This is a genomic window from Marinoscillum luteum, assembly GCF_044005705.1.
Classification (GTDB): Bacteria; Bacteroidota; Bacteroidia; order Cytophagales; family Cyclobacteriaceae; genus Marinoscillum; species Marinoscillum luteum.
On record NZ_JBIPKE010000019.1, the window covers coordinates 612479 to 632316 of the forward strand.

Below are 19838 nucleotides of genomic sequence, written 5' to 3' on the forward strand. Positions count from 1 at the left end.
ATTACTTTTTGGTGTTTACCGACTTTCATTGACACTTGACGGGAATGATAATAAATCCTATCTTCAGTATTTTGATCTAACCAAACCCAGCTCTATGAAAACCAACACCGCCTTACTCCTGGTGCTCATGGCCGTGCTTTTCACAGCCTGTGGCTCCACCAAACAGGCCATGGATTGCCCTCAGTTTTACAAAAAGAAAGACAGAATCAGGAGCCAACACGTCACACTCAAGTCATTCAAGAAGACCAGGAAAGTAGCCAAAGCATCTCAAAAGATTCAACCGAACCAGGAGCTCATCGATGCGCCAGGTAATCATTATCCCGAAACAGTATCGTTGTATGGACTCACTACGTCACCAGCCGACCTGATCACCTACCGATATAAGCCCTATGAGTATGAGGTTTTTGAGTTGGACAAAGAAGAGTCGGCCGAAAAGACATTAATCGGAGATGATTCTCCTCCTCAAAAAGTAACCTCAGAAGATGAGCTCAAATCCGCTAAAAAGGACATTAAGGAAGTCAAAAATATCACCAACTCTAATACCAAAGGCATGGCAAGGGCCTCCCTGATATTAGGTATCCTGAGTCTTTTCATAGCTGGAATACCACTGGGGACATTAGCAGCCATTTTTGGCAGTATTTCTATGAGTAAGCTTGAATATGGTAACGGCCGGGGCATGGCAATTGCCGGATTCATAATAGGCCTTGTTGGGATTTTTGGGACTCTCTTTTTCCTCATCACTATGGGCTAACCATGTGCTTAAAGAAAGGGGTACTCAAAACGCCTTTTTTATTTCTTAAAAAAAGAATCTACAAACTCGACTTTATTGAACACCTGAAGGTCTTCGACCTTTTCACCTACGCCTATATACTTCACGGGTATTTTGAATTGGTCTGAGATACCAATGACCACACCTCCTTTGGCGGTGCCATCCAGCTTGGTAATGGCCAGGGCAGTAACATCCGTGGCTTTGGTAAACTCCTGGGCCTGTATGAAAGCATTTTGCCCGGTACTGCCGTCCAGTACCAGAAGTACATCGTGGGGTGCATCCGGAATAAATCGCTGGATCACTTTCTTAATCTTCGTGAGTTCACTCATCAGGTTCACCTTGGTATGCAACCTGCCGGCCGTATCTATGATCACCACATCCGCATTGTGATCCACTCCATACTTGGCGGCATCAAAAGCCACAGAAGCCGGATCAGTATTCATGCCCTTTGATATCACAGGAACACCAACACGCTCCCCCCACATGATGAGCTGATCCACGGCAGCAGCCCTGAAGGTATCGGCAGCTCCCAACACTACGTTTTTACCCAATCCCTTGAGCTGGGCAGCCAGCTTGCCTATGGTGGTCGTCTTGCCTACGCCATTGACACCCACCACCAGCAGCACGTACGGACCGTCCACTTTAGGTAATTCAAAACTATCCAGATCTTTGGTGTTGTTTTCAGAAAGCAGCCCCGCTATTTCCTCCCGCAGGATCTTGTTGAGCTCCGAAGCATTGAGGTATTTGTCCTTCGCTACACGAGCCTCTATTCTCTCAATGATCTTGATGGTGGTTTCTACCCCCACATCGGAGGTAATCAGAATTTCTTCTAGTTCATCCAGCACCTCTTCATCCACCGTGGATTTTCCTACCACCGCTTTGCCGAGCTTGCTGAAAAAGTTTTCTTTTGTCTTTTCGAGGCCCTTATCGAGCGATTCCTTTTTTTCCTTGGAGAAAAATCCTTTCAGACCCATAGAGCTATATTTGAGATGTATAAACGCAAAAAGTCCCTACTAAGAGGGACTTCTAATTAGAATATTTTTAAGAACTGATTAGTTTTTTCTAGCCAATACGTTCTTCACCTCTGCTTCAGGTACCATGTCTTCTTTGTAGACATAATTACCGCTTTCAGTTTTGATGGCTCTTATAACCTTAGCGAATTTTGCTCCGCCGGGTTGTTTCAGGGTTGCAACTACTTTCTTAGCCATGGTTATTTAATTTCTTTGTGTACAGTATATTTTCTCATGATAGGGTTGTACTTCTTAAGCTCTACGCGCTCAGGAGTGTTTTTCCTATTCTTGGTGGTGATATATCTCGAGGTACCTGGAAGCCCTGTAGTCTTGTGCTCGGTGCATTCCAGTATCACTTGTATTCTATTACCTTTCTTTGCCATTTTGTTGCCTGATTATTAAAAGGAGTGCAAATGTAGAAAAGAAAATCTAATTGGGCAACTTATTCGTCCTCCAAAGAGGGTAAAATAAAATTATCCAATGGACTACTCTCTTTCATCAGTGCCTCTATCTCTTCACTTTTTCGGGGTGCCAGATCCGACAGGAGCTCACATCCCTCTTTGGTGATAAGAAAATCGTCTTCGATACGGACCGGAATGCCCCACCATTTTTCATCACAAGGACTGCCCTCGGGGATATAGATCCCGGGCTCTATGGTGATGACCATATTCTCTTTCAGCTCTGCGTAATCTCCCTTATCGTGCACATCCAGCCCGATGTGGTGACAGCACCCATGTGGGTAATATCTGTTTCTTCCCGTCTCCGGATTGATCATATCTTCCTCCTCAGTGCTGGCATATAATCCCAGCTCCACCAGGCCTTCATTCACTACTTTGGCGGTTGCGGCATATACGTCTTTGAAAGTAGCTCCGGGCTTGCATGCTGCACGTCCAGCCTCCTGAGCTTCATACACGAGATCATAAATCAGTTTTTGCTCCTTGGTGAATTTACCGTTCACAGGAATCGTGCGGGTCACATCGGCCGTATAGCCATGGTACTCAGCACCCAGGTCCATCAGGATGAGTTCGCCATCCTCAATCGCTGGTTTATAATTATCGATGTAGTGCAGCACGCAACCATTATGACCAGCTCCCACAATGCTGGGATAGCCTTCAAATTCAGCCTGATACTTTTTAAAAACAAACTCGTGCAATCCCTGAATCTCCTGCTCAGACATTCCTGGCTTCATAGCTTTCATCACTTCCCGCTGGCCCATGGTAGAGATGTCCACAGCCTTTCTGATCAGGCTTATCTCCTCTTTGGTTTTGATCCCTCTGAGGCTTTTCATCAACTCATCCAGCGACTTGGTGTCCAGGTTACTTGCCTTGGGTTCGGCATTAATGGCCATAGCGTCCTCGCCATAATTGACTTTCTCCTTGAAGGCGGCAATCAGATCAAACAAATCCGCTTCCTCCTTGGTATCCCGCACATCTTCTTTGAAATCGTAAAAGAGGACTTTGTCAAAAGTCGAAAAATCGATATTGAAATCCTCGAAATCCGGCCCTTCAAAGGCCAGTTCAAATTTCAATTTGTCCACAGCACCTTCCTTGCCCAGCCTTGCACCATCATAGAGCTCCTTCAGGGCATCGTGCTTCCGCACAAAAATCAATTCATCAAAGGCATAGTCAGTTACTACCTGCTCATCCTTAAAGATCAAAAGAACCGCATGCGGCTCTCTATGCCCCGTCAGGTAATAAAAATTAGGATCCTGATGGTACATGTAATCCACGTCATTGGCCCTATTCCTTACGGGGTTCGCAAAAAAAACAGCCACTGAGTTCTCGGGCATTTTTTCCCTCAGCAAATCTCTTCTTTCCTGATGAAATTCCGTAGAAAGAAAATCATCCGGAAGTTGGGCTGCTTTCTGCCCAAATGAAAGGAAGGATATGCCGGCTAGCAACACGGCAGCTATGCTTTTAAGTACCATATTCATTCAAATTTCGTTTGCGGCAATTTATCCCGATCAGGTCAATAAACCTTTTGAAGTTATTTGAATGGTAGCTTTTGTATACGGATAGACTATTTGGCCCCTGTGATGTAAACCGGATAGATATAATAATTGGGATCCACCTTCAACATAGCGGGGTCCTCCACCGCAATCTTTTCCTGATCCCTGAAGTTCCAGCGTGAGGTTGGAGTGATGGTAAACGACTCATCACCTACACTAATCCTCACCGGCATATCAAACCCTTCTATGCAGTTGGTCCAGCGATACAGGAGGTTTCCCTCATAGGTAAAGTACTCCAACACCGGCACTCTGGGATCGCGCAGGTACTGATTGAAAAAGCTGGTCAGGTCGAGTCCACTTTGCGCTGACATATAGTTTTCTACATCAGCGGTAGTCACTGTCTGATGATAAAATGTCTCATTCAGCCCTCTGAGGATTTCTCTCCATTTTGTGTCATCGTTTACCCACTGACGGAGTGTATGCAGCACATTTGAACCTTTGTTATACAAATCCGCCCCACGACCATTCACACCGTATGGCCCGATCATCGGCTCCTCATTGCCAATGCCGTAACGCATACCCCGAACATAAGCCGCACCTGCTTCCTTGCCATAGTGGTAATCCACAAAAAGCCCTTCAGAGTAGGTCGTAAAACTCTCATGAATCCACATATCGGCCGCATCCTTGTAAGTAATGTTATTGGCAAACCACTCATGACCAGATTCGTGGATGATGATGTAGTCCCACTTCAGGCCCCAGCCGGTAAGGCTCAGGTCACGTCCACGGTATCCCAGCTCATAGCCATTGCCATAGGTCACTGAGCTCTGATGCTCCATGCCCAGATAAGGCACCTCCACGAGTTTATAACTGTCTTCATAGAATGGATAGGGTCCAAACCAGTATTCCAGTGCCTCCATCGTGCGACCGGCATCCTTGAAGTGCGTCTTCGCTTTTTCCAGGTTGTGGGAGAGCACATAATAAATCATGTCCAGCTTTCCTTTTTCCCCATCATACTTTTCCTCAAATTTTACATAGTCACCCACGTTCAGGTTTACACCATAGCTATTGATAGGATTGGTGACCTGCCAGGTGAATGTACGGGTGCCTTTTCCTTTTTTCACCTTAATCAGCCTACCATTCCCGACAGCAGTGAGGTCTTTGGGCACTGTAAAATTCATGGTGACACCATTGTCTGGCTCGTCAGCGGGGTGGTCCTTGCAAGGCCACCAGATGCTGGCACCAATCCCCTGATTGGAAGTCGCTATAAAGGGTTTGCCGTTTTCGTCTTTGTTCCATGTGAATCCTCCGTCCCATGGAGGTCTTCTGGCAACCACCGGGGTACCAGCAAACCGGACAGTCAATTTCTGAATGCTGCCCACGGGCTGATCATCCACCAAGGTCACAAAATGCGCATCTCCCTCATGTCGTACCGTCAAGACCCGATCCCCCTGCTTCGCTTCAGTGATCTCCATAGGGGCCTGCAGGTCTATTTGGAACTCCGTGGCTGCAGACACCACTTTGTAAGTAATGACATTGGATCCTGTGATGGATCGAGCGGCAGTATCAATGCTCACACTGAGGTCATAATGCTGCAAATCCCACCAACCACGCTCCGGGGTAATGGAACCACGGAGGGTATCCTGTCGAGTGAAACTTTCCTGGGCAAAGCCCGCAGTGCTGAGGAATAAAACGAATAGAAGGGTGAGGGACTTGGATGGGTTCATAGTTGTATCATTTGAGGTGCTAAATTTATCAAAATCTTCCAAAGTACGGCGGCCGCAAATAAAGAAAGCCCAATCTCGCTCCGATGTGATCGGGACGTGACAGGGCTTTTATATTTTCAGACCTGAAAGGAAAAATCCGGAGATTAAAGAGAAGTAGTCCCTTTAGCTCTGGCTTTTTTGATCTCAGCGTAAATTCCGTTTTTGTTGATCGTTCTCAACATAGAAGTAGCTACACTAATAGTGATCCACTTATCTTCCTCAGGAATATAGAATCTCTTTTTCTGAAGATTTGGATTGAATCTTCTTTTTACCTTATTGTTAGCATGAGAAACATTATTTCCCACTCTTGGTCTCTTTCCTGAAATTTCACAAACTTTTGACATGATTTACCGGCTTTTTGAAAACGGACTGCAAATATCGCAAGAAAGTTTAAATAAGCAAACCCGGCCTTCAATTTCTTTTATAGCCGTATGGGCAATGCCTGCATCCACTTTTGCAGCAGTGACCTCTTTTCAGATGATACTTCTCAGTGAATACGATAAAACCTTCCTTCGTGAAGTAATAATCCTCTTCCGCTAATCCTTTGGGCTGCTTTCCCTGTGACATCTTCAGACTAAATAGTACTTTTGGAAACTTCTATTCGAAGCGTTTGTTTACATAGTTAATCCAAAAGCATATATGACAACATCAACTTCCAAAAAAAATAGTCAGGAGTACATAAACCTTGAAAATCAACATGGAGCGCATAACTACCACCCCCTACCGGTTGTGCTGTCCAAAGGAGAAGGTGTGTACGTCTGGGACGTATCCGGCAAGCGATATTATGATTTTCTATCAGCCTACTCGGCCGTCAACCAGGGCCACTGCCACCCCAGAATAGTGGAAACCCTGAAGCAGCAGGCCGAAACGCTCACCCTCACCAGCAGGGCTTTTTATAATGACGTCCTGGGGCCATTTGAAAAATACATCACCGAATACTTCGGCTTTGACAAAGTACTTCCCATGAACACCGGAGCAGAAGCTGTGGAAACAGCGATTAAAATCTGCAGAAAATGGGGCTATGAGAAAAAAGGAGTGGAAGAAAACAAAGGTCAGATTGTGGTCTTTGATCAAAACTTCCACGGTCGGACAACCACTATCATTTCATTCTCTTCCGATCCAGATGCCAAAAGGAATTTTGGCCCTTATACGCATGGGTTTATCAAGGTCACCTACAATGACCTGGATGCACTGAAAGAAGTTTTCGAGGACAATAAAAACATTGTAGGGGTATTGGTGGAGCCTATTCAGGGTGAGGCCGGTGTGATGGTGCCTGGTGAATCTTTTCTGAAGAATGTTGCCAAAATCTGCAAGGAACATAACGCGCTGTTCATGGCCGACGAGATCCAAACCGGCATAGGCAGAACCGGTAGCTTGCTGGCAGTCTGTGGCAACTGTACCTGCAGTGGCCATTGCGAACAGCAAAGCACCTACATCAAACCAGACCTGCTTATTCTCGGAAAGGCCCTCTCCGGCGGTGGATACCCGGTCTCTGCAGTACTGGCAGATAATCCGATCATGGAGGTGATTACTCCCGGCACGCACGGTTCCACCTTTGGTGGAAATCCTCTGGGTGCCAAAGTAGCCATGACCGCCCTGGAAGTGATAAGAGATGAGAAGCTCACCCAAAATGCAAGAAAACTGGGTAAGATCTTTAGGACGCGCATGGAAAAGCTCATTGAAAAAACTGAGCTGATCTGCCTGGTGCGGGGGAAAGGCTTGCTAAATGCCATCGTCATCAATGATCATCCGGACAGCAGCACAGCCTGGGACATCTGCGTTGCTCTGAGTGAAAATGGCCTGCTGGCAAAACCCACACACGGCAACATCATTCGTTTTGCGCCCCCCTTGGTGATGGACGAGGAGCAATTACACGAGTGCTGTGACATCATCGAAAAAACCATCCTGAATTTCAAGCAGAAGGCTTAGCCTTTGTCAAGCGAAAAGGACTAAAAAAGCGAATGACGAAAGTGATTCGCTTTTTTTATACCCTTCATTGGGTTTCTGAAAGGTGGATGAATGTTTAAATTAGCTGAAATTGCCTTGCCAAATGAAAAAGCTAATCATCCTCCTGTGCGTGGTGCTCATCGGGTGCGAGTTGTCAGACGACCCCATGGGTCCGATGCTCCCGGAATCCGCTTCTGCGCTCGCTTTTGTCGACTCCATCAACCAGCATTTTTACAAACTCCACAGCCAAAACTTTGAAAATGCCAAAGTACAAACCGAAAGGGCCATTGCGATAAGCCAGGCAAATGCCTGGCCCGACAAAGAGGCCCTGGCCTCGAAAAACTTAGGGGTCGTGCTCTACATGCAGGGCCAATATGAGCCTGCTCAAGTCGCTTTTCTTCGCTCCTATAAACTTTACGACTCGCTCTCAGACAAAAGTGGCCTGGCTCGTGTGTGTAATGAGATGGGTGCCTTTTATAGAAAACACGGATATGAAGAGCAGGCCATGAACCTCTGGAATCAGGCCGAAGACCTGGCCAAAGAGGCAGACGATCTGGAAGCGCTCGGCACCACCTATGGCATGAAAGGCACCTTTTACTGGCTCAAAAAGCAGTACGACGTGTCGGATGCTTATTACTTTCAAACCTACGATATTCGGATGGAGCAGGGCGATAGTGTCGGGTTGGGCTATGTGCTTGTAGACCTGGCCGATATGGAACAGCGCAAAGGAAATCTGAAAGGAGCCCTCGGCTATATGGAACAATCCAACCAGATCAGGAGACTCATTGGGGACGAGCAGGGCGTGACCGACAACCATAAAATGATCGGCGATCTCTATATGGATGTGGGGGACTATGCAACCGCCATCCCGTTTTACCAGCAATGCGCAAAAGAAAGCCTGCAACTTGGCTACCCGGACCTGGCGCGCAAATCCTACGACTCGTTGGCCAGTGCTTATTCACTCATTGGAGATTACCAACAGGCTTTTGGCCACCATGTGCTGGCAGAAGACCTTGAAGACAGCCTCTTTAATCTGGAAAAATCCAAAATCATCGATGAACTCCGAACCAAATATGAAACAGCACAAAAAGAAAAGGAGCTGGCACAGAAAGACCTAACCATCCAGCGGCGCAATCTCCTCACGGCAGGTCTTGGGGGAGGCCTTGTGTTATTAATCATACTGGGTGCACAGTATATTCAGCGCCAAAAACTGGTGCATCAAAACCAATTGACTTTAGAAAAAAGCAGATTCAAGGAAGCCCAAATCGAAGCGGCCATTTCTTCACAGGAAAAGGAACGCACCCGGTTTGCGCAGGACCTGCACGATGGCTTTGGCCAGATGATTTCTATTCTCAATCTGAACCTAAAATCCCTGGAAAATGAAAATCATGATCGGCATAAAGTGTTTCAAGAATCTGCCAAAGTGCTCGAAGATATGTATCGGGAACTCAAAGGCATTTGCTTTAATCTGATGCCCCAAACTTTGATCAAAAGCGGAATCATGGCTGCCGTCAGAGAGTTTGCCGCCAGGGTAAACACCACTGGCAAAATCTCCCTGGAGACCGACTTTTTTGGCCTGGACAATCGACTTTCCGAAGTGCAGGAAATCTCCCTTTACAGAATCACGCAGGAATGGGTCAACAACATTCTCAAATACAGTGATGCCGATCAGGTAAGCATCCAGATCACTACCGATCAGGAAGAAATCACCCTGATGATAGAAGACAATGGAAGTGGATTTGATGCAGAAGTGCTCCGATCAGGATCCGGCAATGGCTGGCGAAACATGACCTCCCGAGCCAACCTCATCAAAGGAGAGCTGGAGTTGGATACCACCCCGGGTCTCAGAGGCAATACACTCATTGTGAATGCGCCGGTGCACTTTCTGTCTCACCATCAAAATGAAGTATTGGTATAAAATATAGCATAGGAGTTTGCTAAATTAACGCCGATTAACTCCACCCATATTGAATTAACTAGATTATGAAATTTTCATTTTTCCTCCTTGCCGTACTGATATTCACTGGCACCACACATTCTCAGCCACAGTTTGATCAACTAAATACCGACAGTCTAAAACTGATTCTCGCCAACGCTCCGGACGACACCAGCAAAGTCAATACGGCCCTGCTCCTACATGACAAGTACCGATTGTCGGATTTTCCTCAGGCCGCCCAATATGCTCAAACAGCCTATGAGCTCTCTAAAAAAATCAAGTGGGACAAAGGGATTGGCTTATCGGCCAACAACCACGCCGTAGCGTTAAGCCTTACTGGCAAAGGTGATGAAGCCGTGCCGCTGTTGCATGAATCTATCCGCCATGCAGGATTAGCCGGAGACACCTCCACAGTGGCCAATTGCTACATGACCCTAGGAAATATCGAGTACGACAAAACCAACTACAGTGAAGCATTACCATTCTACTTCAAGTGCCTTGAGACTTATCAATCCATCCGCAACTATGCGGGCATGTCCAGTGCGCTGATCTGGATCGGCATCATCTATCAGTATGCTCAGGAGGATTATACCCAGGCCATCAACACCTACAATGAAGCGATGATCTATGCCGACATGGGCAAAGCCAATCTAAACAAGGGCTACATCGCTTCAAACCTGGCCACCATCTATTACAATCAGGAACAGTATGACTCGGCCATCACCTATTACCAAAAAGGACTTGAGATCAAAATGAAGTACAAAGATTCAAGGGGCATTGCCAACGGGTACAATAACATCGGAAACTGCTATTTTGATATGAAAAGATACCCCGAAGCCCTGGAGCTGTACAACCGCTCCCTTGAGATAAGAAAGGAGCTTTTTGATAGCACGGGGATCGCCACTTCGTTTGTCAATATCGGCAAAACCCATGCCGAAATGGGTAACTACCACCCAGCCATAGACCTGATGACGCAAAGTTTGGAAATCGCCGGACGAATCGGATACAAGGAAGCCATACAGGAGTCGTATTTGCGCATCAGTGAGTTAGAAGAATCCAACAAAAACTACCAGGCTGCGCTGGATAACTACAAGCGATACAAGGAACTCTCTGATGTCATTTTCAATACCTCTAGGGAAGAAATCATTTCAGACCTGAAAACCAAATATGAAACGGATAAAAAAGAACAGCAAATTGTTCTTCAGGGCGTAGAAATCGCTGAGCAAAAAGCCCAAAACCAGAGAAACCTGGCCCTGATTGTCGGGTTAGTAGTGGTGATCACTCTCCTGACCGTCATCCTGCTACTCCTCAGAAGCAGAACCCGAAAAAAGCATGCCCTGTTGGTCAAAGAAGGTCAAATCAAGCTTCGCGAAACACAAATAGAAGCAGCCATTTCGTCACAGGAAAGCGAGCGCTCCCGCTTCGCCAAAGATTTACATGACGGGTTTGGTCAGATGATTTCCATCCTCAACCTCAATCTGAAATCCCTTGAAAGTGAAAACCGTGACCGTCATCTGGTGTTTGAAGAGTCTGCCAAAGTCCTCGAAGAAATGTACCAGGAACTGAAAGGCATCTGTTTCAACCTGATGCCTCAAACCCTGATCAAAAGCGGAATCTCTGCGGCAATACAGGAGTTTGCCGCTCGTGTCAACACCACAGGAAAGGTTGCTCTGGAGACCGACTTCTTTGGGCTGGAAGACCGACTAACAGAAGTGCAGGAAATATCCCTCTACCGAATCACACAGGAATGGGTCAATAACATCCTCAAGTACAGTGATGCCGACCGGGTGAGCATCCAGATTACCAAGGATCAGGAGGAAATCACGCTCATGATTGAGGACAATGGATCGGGATTTGATCCCGAAGCTTTGATCTCAGGCAAGGGCAATGGGTGGCGAAATATGAACTCCCGCGCCAACCTGATCAAAGGTGAGCTGGAGCTGGACACCACCCCGGGTATGAAAGGCAACACCCTGATCGTGAATGCTCCGGTAGGGGCAGAAATCCCCGAGCCCGAGACTCCACTGATAGCCTAAGCCGACCTGAGCAGCTGTTCCATAGGAAAGAATGAGATCCAATTTTACGATTTTGAGGTAGCAAGCGAATAAGAATACCCTCCCAACGGTATGTGATGACAGACGGGGTGCCGTTAATTTTAGCCCAAAATTATTCACCATCAATGAGGCGCTAAAACCACGGATACGCATGAATTTATTATCTTTCCTCAAAATCAAAACTGCCGCCTTGACCATGAGAATATTCTTGACCGATGATCATGCTGTGCTGATCGGGGGACTGATCAAAATCATTGAATCTGAACCCGACCTGGAAGTAGTAGGAAGCGCCGGAACCGTGTCCGACACCATGGATCAGCTCACTCAGAAAAAAGTGGATCTCCTCATTACCGACTATAATCTGCCAGATGAAGATGGACTTACCCTTGTCAGAAAAGTAAGACGAAAATACCCCGACATCAAAATCCTGGTGCTTAGCATGCACGACGAAGCCCACCTGGTCAAAGAGATTCTTAAAGAGGGCATAGAGGGTTATCTCATCAAAAAAGACTCTCACAATGAACTGATCAATGCCATCTATACCATCAAATCCGGCAAGACCTATCTCAGTTCAGACGTCAGCAAAATACTGATCAAGGGACTCAATGGAGTAGAAGAACAACGGCTCCTTACTGAACGGGAGCGGGAGATCGTTAAACTGATTTCCAAAGAGTTTACTAACCGACAAATTGCCGAGGAGTTATTTATCTCTGAGCGCACTGTAGAAACCCACCGTAAAAATATTTTCAGAAAAACCGGAACCAATAACCTGGTAGGATTAATTAAGTTCGCCTACGCAAACAACCTGATTTGATCGAACTCTTTTCTTTCCAGTTTACCTATCTGGAATTCGGCTTTTTTCTGTGTGTCCCATTCCTTATTGGCATGGCCAAAACCGGCATTCATGGTGCAGGTATGGCTGCTGTGCCTCTGCTGGCGTTGGTCTTTGGCGGGCGCCTGTCCAGTGGCATTATGCTGCCCATTCTCTGTATTGCAGACATTTTTGCGGTAGCCTATTACAACCGGCACGCCAACTGGACGCATTTAGGCAAGCTGTTTCCGTGGGCCGCCGGAGGAGTGATTTTAGGCACCTACGTTGGAGGAAAAATTGACGATGAAGCCTTCCGGATGATCATGGCTGTGATCATCTTCGTCAGTTTGGCCATTATGGTCTGGAGAGAAAAATCCACCAACCAGCACATCCCTCAGGGCATCTGGTTCGCAGCCCTGCTGGGAGTCCTGGGTGGGTTCACCACCATGGTGGGCAACCTGGCCGGCTCGGTGATGGCCCTGTATCTTTTGTCCATGCGTCTGCCCAAAAATGAATTCATCGGCACAGCGGCCTGGTTTTTTATGATTGTGAATCTTTTTAAGATCCCCTTTCATGTATTCGCCTGGGAGACGATTACCCTGGATAGTTTTTTACTGGATCTGACCTCCATTCCTGCGGTGGCGCTCGGCGCTTTCGTGGGGATCACCATTGTCAAAAAAATACCCGAGCAGTATTACCGGTGGTTCATCATTGCCACCACCGCCCTGGCTGCACTCATGATGGTCTTGTAGACACCACTCCTGTTATCCTCAAAAATACCCTGCTCAGGGTATGCATTTTACGTTCCCATACGGATGGATTCCTTCTGGCTTCATTCAGAGATTTGTATTAAAAAATCAATGAAAAATCCCATCCAACTTCTCTCCCTCTGTTTGCTAACGCTTGCGCTACTTTCCTGCTCAGAGGATCCTGATGATGTCAAAGTAGTAGATCAAAAAGGCATGCTTACGGTCGACATCTCAGGGACCAGCACCATGAACTTTGAGGACGACACCCTCACGGCTTATACTCATGCAGGGCTTTTTATTGTGAAGGCCTCTGATCTGGAGGAAAATAATATCTGGATCATGATGGACATGACCCAAATCGACAATATGATCGGGGAGCACACCGTAGCCAGGACAGGCGCCGAAGTGCAAATCAATTTCAACCTTGGTGATGGCTCAAACTACTACAGTGCTACTACTGGAGTGGTCACAGTAACCAAATATGACGAAACGTTCATCAAAGGCACTTTTTCATTCGACGCAATAGATGCCGGAGATGCCAGCGCCACCATTTCAGCTACGAATGGTCAGTTCGAGTCCACCATTTATTGATAGAAATACACTCTTCCCAATTCATTCAAACTGTCACTTACATGATCGCCCAAACAAAGAAAATACTCACAATATTGATTCTGCTACTCGCGGTAGTCACACTGAAAGCGCAGCAGGTCACCTATCAGGTGCTGGAAGACAATCCGGATAAAGTATACACCAAGTTTATCGCCCCGGAGTACGGCATGGAGTCCAATTCTACTAACCTATCCTTTTTTCTGGGTGCCAATACCCGGATGGGTCTGACGGAAGCCATCACGATGGAAGGAGTCGCCAGATTGGACCTCTACCAAATAAGCGGATCAGGCCCCTCATTCCTGCTGGAGGCAGGCGGGTTTCTTCCACTTACCTCCAAGATCAAAAAGAAGGAGGTGCCGATAGTCCTGAGTTATAACCCCTATGCCGGTACGGTCTATAAGGATGGCCGATCCTACAACGTAGAGGAAACCAAGTCCATCAAAATACCAGACGGCCAGTACCGAAACGAACTGGGAGGACGCAGCGGACTGTATATGCGCAAAACCGGAGCAGAGAGCCTGGCTGGCAATGCTTCTTCCTTCGTGTTGCTCACAGGCGCCTACCTGGGCGGACAGTGGACCTCTCAGGCCTATGTGAAAACCAAGATCAACAATGATGTAGAGCGCATCGGCGCAGGATTCACCAGAGTCTATGCAGACCTGCTAGTGCTGCCGGTCTCCACCCTGGGAGACGCAGCAGCTAACCAAGGATTAAAGCCAGACGGTGCCATAGGCTGGCGATTGGGTTTTCAGTGGTATGTGAGCCCACATGATGGCGACTATAAATTTCTAAGTAATTCCGTTTTCACAGCAGAACTGGGCAAGCGCCCGCTCACCGGGTTTTTATTCAACATGTCCTGGGGTTTTGCCTTCATGAACAACCGATAACCTCTGAATCTACAATTCAATCATTCATATGCACTTTTCAAAAAAATTTATTGACATGAAAAAAATCATTCTAACTGTGGCCATCCTTGCTATGATCTGCGGATCAGCTCTGGCTCAATCGGTCACCGAAAAAGAGGTGAAAATCTCAGGGTACGGTGAGAAAAAACTCAAGAAAGCTCCCAGAAAGGTCTACATCGCCAACTTCAGGGTCTACTTCCATGTAATCGCTTCAGCCACTGCCAAATCCACGGGTGGATCGACTATTGGTGGCGGTTCATACAAGGGCAGCACCTCCACTACCATGACCGTAGCGGTAGACGGGGTAGATGTGCCCGATTTCCAAAAAGTAACGGACGATACCTACAACCGTTTTGTCGCGGATCTGAAGTCTAAGGGGTTCGAAATCATCAGCACTGCTGAGGCGTCTAAAATAGAATTTTACGAAGACTGGGAAATAAAAGAGGGTGGCCAGGTGAACTACGCCAATGTGCCTGGTTATGTGTCGGTAACCCCCACTGGCACCCAGTATATGGTAAAAAAGGAAACGCGAAAAGGTCGGGAAAAATCCACCTTCATCGACCGCACCCCACGTATCTCCAAAGAGCTGGAGGATGCCATCGTGATTGAAGCGACGTTTGCTTTCCCATTCATAGAAATGAAAACCAATTCTTCCAATATGGTGGGCTTTTCCTCTGTCAAAGCTAAAACCAACTTTGAGCTGGGCAGCGCAGCTGGCTCTGACGGGCTCGCAAATCTATTTGAAAACTCTCAGGTGAAGTTCACCGCCGGGAGTGGTCCCGGAGCTGCGGCAGATGCCTACCTGGCAGCAGATCTCAAAAAACCCATAGCCCTCGAAGGGGTTTTCAAAGATGAAAAATTCAAAGAATTCTCTGCGGCCAAAAGCACCCCTGCCTATTATGGGATCGTATTTGTGACCAATACCAAAGATCAGGTCACCAACACCGCCGCCTGCGACCAGCAGAAATATGTAGAGGCCACTACCAAAGCCATCAACGGATATATTGATCTGGCCCTGGAAGCCTTCTACGACAATGCCATCAAATAACTTTCCAATTATCCATCTTTCAATGGTCAAGTGAAAGGTGCATAGTTTGCCCTGACGGTTTTCCGTCAGGGTTTTTTATTTTGCAAAAAATAACGACGATGTTTTTCTCCAGAAAACCCAAAGGTCCGACTAAAAAGTACATCGCTTACAAGTCTAAAATGGCCAAATACCGGAATGTAATGACGGCTTTCAAAAATCAAGGCGACAGAAGACTCGTGACTTACTTTTTTGAGCAAACGGGTAAAGAAGTTCGTCAGCTTTGTGAAGCCCTTGAACTAACGATATCCGAACCCGGAAGCTCTTCAGGAGCGGACATCACGCTGATCAAGGCTTATGATCTGGGCAAGCTTCCTTTGCTTGACTCCTCAGAGATTGTGTGCATAGAGGTGCATCCATTGTCCCGGGTCAACGCGCTGGTGGAGGAGGCATTTCAGCACAAAGCCAGTGGCCAAATCACCTACTACATTGGTATGGACGAGCCACTGTTTGAAGTCTTCGGAGCAGAGCGGATACTCCGACTCATGGAGCAAATGGGCATGGAAGAGAATGAACCCATCACACATCCTATGATCAGCAAGAGCCTGGAGCGTGGAATGGAAAAACTTCAGAAAACACTCGCCAACCCCCAGGATATTCGTACTTCATCGGAGGAATGGAGGGCTGCCAACATGCCCTCCTGATCCAGCCTTAACAAAACCTTATCCAACATAATTGAGTTTACTAGCCTCATGCAACGCCCATATTTTCGTCTGATTGCCCTTATCGCACTAGCGGGACTTCTAAGCTGCAGTGAACCCCAAATGGTCATGGTGCTCTCTCCCACTCAAGTGACGGTACAGCATGCAGATGACATCCTGGTCATCGACGACACACTGGTGAGGCCGATGCTCTATCACAACCTCCCTCATTTTGAGGAACTCCCAGTGGAAGAATCCAAGGCGAAATTTATAGGGGCGGTACTACCCGCCATCCTCATTGCCAAATTCAAAATTGACAGTGTGCGTACGGAGGTCATGGCCCTGACCCGGAAAAAGAAATGGACCCCGACAGACTCCGCTCTCTACCGCACACAGACCGAGCGCTTCAGGGCGAAAAACATCTCATCGCTTTTGGATAAGATGCAGACACACCCAAACAGCATCGTATTGGCACAGGCCATAGTGGAAAGTGGCTGGGGATCATCGAGGTTTTTCCAGGAAGCCAATAACCTCTTTGGAATCTGGTCCTACAATACCTCAGAGCCACGAATAGCAGCGGGAAAAAGCAGAAACGGGACCCGCATCTATTTGAGAAAGTATGACAATATTTCAGAATCCATTGTGGACTATTTTGAAACCGTGGCCAGGGCACGCGCCTACAGACACTTCCGGGAAGCCCGCAAAACCACCAGTGAAGTCGCCACACTGGTGCCCCATCTCCGATATTACTCCGAGCGACGCGATGAGTACGTGGAACAACTCCAGACCATCATCCGGCAAAATGAGCTCACACAGTATGACAGGCACCAACTGGACCCGGCTTATTTTATCCCCAAAACGCTTCCCTGATGACAGCTCTTTCCGGACCTATTCTGCTCATGCTAAGCTTATTATTTAGCTTATTTAGCAACCCAACAAGCTCAGTGGCCACAGACCATAAAGAGGTGGTTTGTTTCGTCTATCACCGCTTTGGTGATGACAGATACCCTTCCACCAACATTTCACTGGCAGATTTTGAAGCCCACCTCCAATACCTCAGGGATCATGATTATCAGGTCTTGACCTTTGCAGATGCCATTGATTACCTACAATCCAATCAGGAAAATCGCAAAACGGCTGTGATCACGATCGACGATGGTTATAAAAGCTTTCATACCAATGGTCTTCCCCTGTTGGAAAAATACGGATACCCTGCCACAGTCTTTATCAATACCGAAACGGTAGGTGGTGGGGACTACATGAGCTGGTCCGAACTCAAAGATGCCGGCAATCGAAAAATCGAGATTGGCAATCACACCCACAGCCACGCCTATTTTCTCAATCTGCCCGAAAACAGCCGCTATAAAACCTTCGATGACGAAATCCGGCTGAGTCAAAAGATCATCAAGGAGCAGCTGGGCCTCACGCCCACCACATTCGCCTACCCCTATGGAGAGCTGGATCCTAAAATGGAAGCGATCATTCGCAATGCGGGATTTAAGGCGGCAGCGGCACAAAATTCCGGGGTGATTTCCGCTCAGAGCAACTTGATGCGGTGTCCCCGATTCCCTATGTCTGAATCTTATGCCGCGCTGGACAAGTTTTCCTCAAAGGCCCGCATGAATGCCCTTGTCCCGAAAGAAGAAACTCCGACCTCCTTCATGATGCCTGAGCATCACCGCCCGGAACTGACCCTGCAGTTTGTTACGGGTGCATTACAAATCAATCAGCTCCAGTGCTTCATTCAGGGAGGTGAGTGCCAGATGACTATAACTGAGAAAGAAGGTGAAACCACCCTAAAATTAACATCAGCAGGAAAACTCACCCGGCGCAGGACACTCTACACGGTCACCGTACCGGATAAGAATGGTCAATGGTATTGGTACAGTCACTTGTGGATAGACCCAAGTGTGAAATAACCTATCTTCCCAAAATCAGAAGCAACAGACCCAGCAGTATCCCAGCGAGGTAGATTCCCTTCTTCCTGATGTTTTTCTCCTGATAGAAAATGGCCCCAAAGAGGAAAACGATGAGCACATTCGACCGACGCACCAGACTGATGACCGAGATGAGTGAATCGGGTAGTGATATGCTATAAAAATAGAGGTAGTCACCGATCAACAGAAAAATACCAATAAAGGGAATACTCCATCGCCATTGAAAAGTCGTGGTTTTGGCACGTCCCGGATACCAGAGCAGGAGAAGTACAGGCACCAATAACAATGTCTGGTAAAAGGTAAAGTAGGCCTGGACAGCCATCACATCTGTCTGACGGAGCAGGTACCGATCGTACAAGGCACTGCAAGTGCCCAAAAGTGTACCCGCGATCAGAAACCAAATGAATTTATTGCTTCGGAAAGAAATACCCTCGAGCTTTCCGGCGGTGGAAAAGAGATAGAAAAAGACAAAAATTACCAGCACCCCGGCGAGCTGAAAGAAATTTAGCCTTTCGGAGAAAATCACAAAAGCTCCAAGCATAGTCCAAAGGGGCCCCGTGGAACGAATGGGAGCAAGAATGGTCAGCGGCAGGTTTTTCATCGCGAAAAAGGTAAAAATCCAGCTGCTGAGTACAATCACCGTCTTCAGGATAATCCTCAGATGATCACCTCCACTCACTGGCGGCACATACATTAGCTGATCAGGCGTGAGGTATCCCATGGCTGACACCACTACCAATACGAGCATGATCACTGAAGCCATCACTGTAGAAAAGAAAAGCGTCGGAATCACAGCATTCTCATTGAGCGAAATCTTTTTGAAAATGTCATAAAAACCAAGAAAAAATGCTGAGGCAAAAGCCAGGATGAGCCACATGGTGTATCGGTCATTTGGTGGCGACAAAGTTAGAGAAAGACAACTCCACGCGCGTGCTTATCAATCATCCTCAAAACAGTTCTTTTCAATATTTATCAGGAATCTCTAACTTTAATGAACTACAACCCCCTGGACCATGAGACCTAAAAGGTACCTGACCGCTGTTCTCTTTGCGCTGACCATCTGTTCGTCAGGATTACTCATTAACTGCGCCTCCTATTCGAGTTTCCAAACCGCCAGAACATTACCTCAAGGCAAAGTATCAGGTACGGCAGGCCTTGGATATAATTACCTGGGAGAAGAGAGTTTTGTGGACCTGGCGTTGCGGGTAGGGCTGGAAGACAGTGTGGACATCGGTCTGAAAGCCAACTTTACCAATTGGGGTAGCACCCTGATCATGGGCGATATCAAAAAACAGTTGGCCACACAGTCACCCAATTTCAACAGCGCCCTGGGCATTGGGCTCTCAGCCGTCACCGCAGATGATGAGGGAGTGGCCCTTCATTTCCCGGCCTATTTTAGCTTTCACTCCTCCAGTCAAAAACTGACGCTTTATCTCAACCCCAGGGTTTTCTACTACCTCGATCTAAGGAATAGCCAGGAAAGATCACACAACAACTCCGGACTGGGAGCAGGCAACTCTGTGGGATTAAAGCTTGGCAACCGGTTCGCTATTATGCCAGAGTATTCCTTTTTTGTCGGCCAATACAACGATGAGCTCAAAGTCAATAACCTGTTCAGTGTTGGCCTGGGCTTTCGGGTGCCATAAACTTCGGCCGAACACTGCAAATATTTATC

21 protein-coding genes are annotated in these 19838 nt (G+C 47.2%); 13 read left to right on the forward strand and 8 right to left on the reverse strand.

From position 1 onward, the window contains the following. Nucleotides 1-94 precede the first annotated feature (94 nt). Nucleotides 95-751, forward strand: coding sequence for a DUF4190 domain-containing protein (locus ACHKAR_RS17745; protein WP_395418784.1), 657 nt, complete (start codon nucleotides 95-97; stop codon nucleotides 749-751). Nucleotides 752-789: 38 nt separating this feature from the next. Here ACHKAR_RS17745 and ftsY read toward each other — a convergent pair whose 3' ends face one another. The 7 genes from ftsY to ACHKAR_RS17780 all read right to left on the reverse strand — a co-directional run bounded on the left by ftsY (nucleotide 790) and on the right by ACHKAR_RS17780 (nucleotide 6057). Further along, nucleotides 790-1743: a signal recognition particle-docking protein FtsY gene (gene ftsY / locus ACHKAR_RS17750; protein WP_159582667.1), complete on the reverse strand. Its 954-nt coding sequence runs from the start codon at nucleotides 1741-1743 to the stop codon at nucleotides 790-792. 78 nt (nucleotides 1744-1821) lie between these two features. After that, nucleotides 1822-1977, reverse strand: coding sequence for a DUF4295 family protein (locus ACHKAR_RS17755; RefSeq protein WP_159582666.1), 156 nt, complete (start codon nucleotides 1975-1977; stop codon nucleotides 1822-1824). Between the two features lie 2 nt (nucleotides 1978-1979). Continuing rightward, the gene (gene rpmG, locus ACHKAR_RS17760) at nucleotides 1980-2162 is read right to left on the reverse strand and encodes a 50S ribosomal protein L33 (RefSeq protein WP_159582665.1); all 183 of its coding nucleotides are present in this window, start codon (nucleotides 2160-2162) and stop codon (nucleotides 1980-1982) included. Between the two features lie 59 nt (nucleotides 2163-2221). Beyond that, nucleotides 2222-3712 carry an aminopeptidase P family protein gene (locus ACHKAR_RS17765; protein WP_395418785.1) on the reverse strand — a complete coding sequence of 497 codons (1491 nt, stop codon included), beginning with the start codon at nucleotides 3710-3712 and terminating at the stop codon, nucleotides 2222-2224. An 86-nt stretch (nucleotides 3713-3798) separates the two neighbouring features. Next, nucleotides 3799-5451 carry a M1 family metallopeptidase gene (locus ACHKAR_RS17770; RefSeq protein WP_395418786.1) on the reverse strand — a complete coding sequence of 551 codons (1653 nt, stop codon included), beginning with the start codon at nucleotides 5449-5451 and terminating at the stop codon, nucleotides 3799-3801. Between the two features lie 143 nt (nucleotides 5452-5594). Further along, complete coding sequence (rpmB, locus tag ACHKAR_RS17775) at nucleotides 5595-5834, reverse strand: 50S ribosomal protein L28 (RefSeq protein ID WP_159582662.1); 240 nt, start codon at nucleotides 5832-5834, stop codon at nucleotides 5595-5597. A 67-nt stretch (nucleotides 5835-5901) separates the two neighbouring features. Next, nucleotides 5902-6057: a DUF5522 domain-containing protein gene (locus ACHKAR_RS17780; RefSeq protein WP_159582661.1), complete on the reverse strand. Its 156-nt coding sequence runs from the start codon at nucleotides 6055-6057 to the stop codon at nucleotides 5902-5904. 72 nt (nucleotides 6058-6129) lie between these two features. Between ACHKAR_RS17780 and rocD the strand changes: the two genes are divergently transcribed. The 11 genes from rocD to ACHKAR_RS17835 all read left to right on the forward strand — a co-directional run bounded on the left by rocD (nucleotide 6130) and on the right by ACHKAR_RS17835 (nucleotide 18145). Continuing rightward, nucleotides 6130-7419, forward strand: a complete 1290-nt coding sequence (gene rocD, locus ACHKAR_RS17785) for an ornithine--oxo-acid transaminase (protein WP_395418787.1) — start codon at nucleotides 6130-6132, stop codon at nucleotides 7417-7419. Between the two features lie 121 nt (nucleotides 7420-7540). Continuing rightward, entirely contained in the window at nucleotides 7541-9355 is a 1815-nt protein-coding gene (locus ACHKAR_RS17790; protein ID WP_395418788.1) for a tetratricopeptide repeat-containing sensor histidine kinase, read from the forward strand. A 65-nt stretch (nucleotides 9356-9420) separates the two neighbouring features. Continuing rightward, nucleotides 9421-11409, forward strand: a complete 1989-nt coding sequence (locus ACHKAR_RS17795) for a tetratricopeptide repeat-containing sensor histidine kinase (RefSeq protein WP_395418789.1) — start codon at nucleotides 9421-9423, stop codon at nucleotides 11407-11409. A 214-nt stretch (nucleotides 11410-11623) separates the two neighbouring features. After that, a complete protein-coding gene (locus ACHKAR_RS17800; RefSeq protein ID WP_255465372.1) occupies nucleotides 11624-12241 on the forward strand; it encodes a response regulator in 618 nt (205 codons plus the stop codon). Continuing rightward, complete coding sequence (locus tag ACHKAR_RS17805; RefSeq protein ID WP_395418790.1) at nucleotides 12238-12990, forward strand: sulfite exporter TauE/SafE family protein; 753 nt, start codon at nucleotides 12238-12240, stop codon at nucleotides 12988-12990. The genes ACHKAR_RS17800 and ACHKAR_RS17805 overlap by 4 nt, the downstream gene beginning before the upstream one ends. Nucleotides 12991-13098: 108 nt before the next feature. Next, nucleotides 13099-13578, forward strand: a complete 480-nt coding sequence (locus ACHKAR_RS17810) for a hypothetical protein (RefSeq protein WP_395418791.1) — start codon at nucleotides 13099-13101, stop codon at nucleotides 13576-13578. 41 nt (nucleotides 13579-13619) lie between these two features. After that, nucleotides 13620-14483 (forward strand): hypothetical protein, encoded by an 864-nt coding sequence (locus ACHKAR_RS17815; protein WP_395418792.1) that lies wholly within the window; start codon nucleotides 13620-13622, stop codon nucleotides 14481-14483. 55 nt (nucleotides 14484-14538) lie between these two features. Beyond that, nucleotides 14539-15549, forward strand: a complete 1011-nt coding sequence (locus ACHKAR_RS17820; RefSeq protein WP_159582654.1) for a hypothetical protein — start codon at nucleotides 14539-14541, stop codon at nucleotides 15547-15549. 98 nt (nucleotides 15550-15647) lie between these two features. Next, nucleotides 15648-16229: a hypothetical protein gene (locus ACHKAR_RS17825; RefSeq protein WP_395418793.1), complete on the forward strand. Its 582-nt coding sequence runs from the start codon at nucleotides 15648-15650 to the stop codon at nucleotides 16227-16229. Nucleotides 16230-16277: 48 nt separating this feature from the next. After that, a complete protein-coding gene (locus ACHKAR_RS17830; protein ID WP_395418794.1) occupies nucleotides 16278-17096 on the forward strand; it encodes a glucosaminidase domain-containing protein in 819 nt (272 codons plus the stop codon). Next, entirely contained in the window at nucleotides 17096-18145 is a 1050-nt protein-coding gene (locus ACHKAR_RS17835; RefSeq protein ID WP_395418795.1) for a polysaccharide deacetylase family protein, read from the forward strand. Before ACHKAR_RS17830 ends, ACHKAR_RS17835 begins: the two co-directional genes overlap by 1 nt. A 1-nt stretch (nucleotide 18146) precedes the next feature. Here ACHKAR_RS17835 and ACHKAR_RS17840 read toward each other — a convergent pair whose 3' ends face one another. Then, the gene (locus tag ACHKAR_RS17840; protein ID WP_395418796.1) at nucleotides 18147-19040 is read right to left on the reverse strand and encodes an EamA family transporter; all 894 of its coding nucleotides are present in this window, start codon (nucleotides 19038-19040) and stop codon (nucleotides 18147-18149) included. Nucleotides 19041-19176: 136 nt separating this feature from the next. On the opposite strand from ACHKAR_RS17840, the gene ACHKAR_RS17845 reads away from it, so the two are divergent. Continuing rightward, nucleotides 19177-19809, forward strand: coding sequence for a hypothetical protein (locus ACHKAR_RS17845; RefSeq protein ID WP_395418797.1), 633 nt, complete (start codon nucleotides 19177-19179; stop codon nucleotides 19807-19809). Nucleotides 19810-19838: the final 29 nt, after the last annotated feature.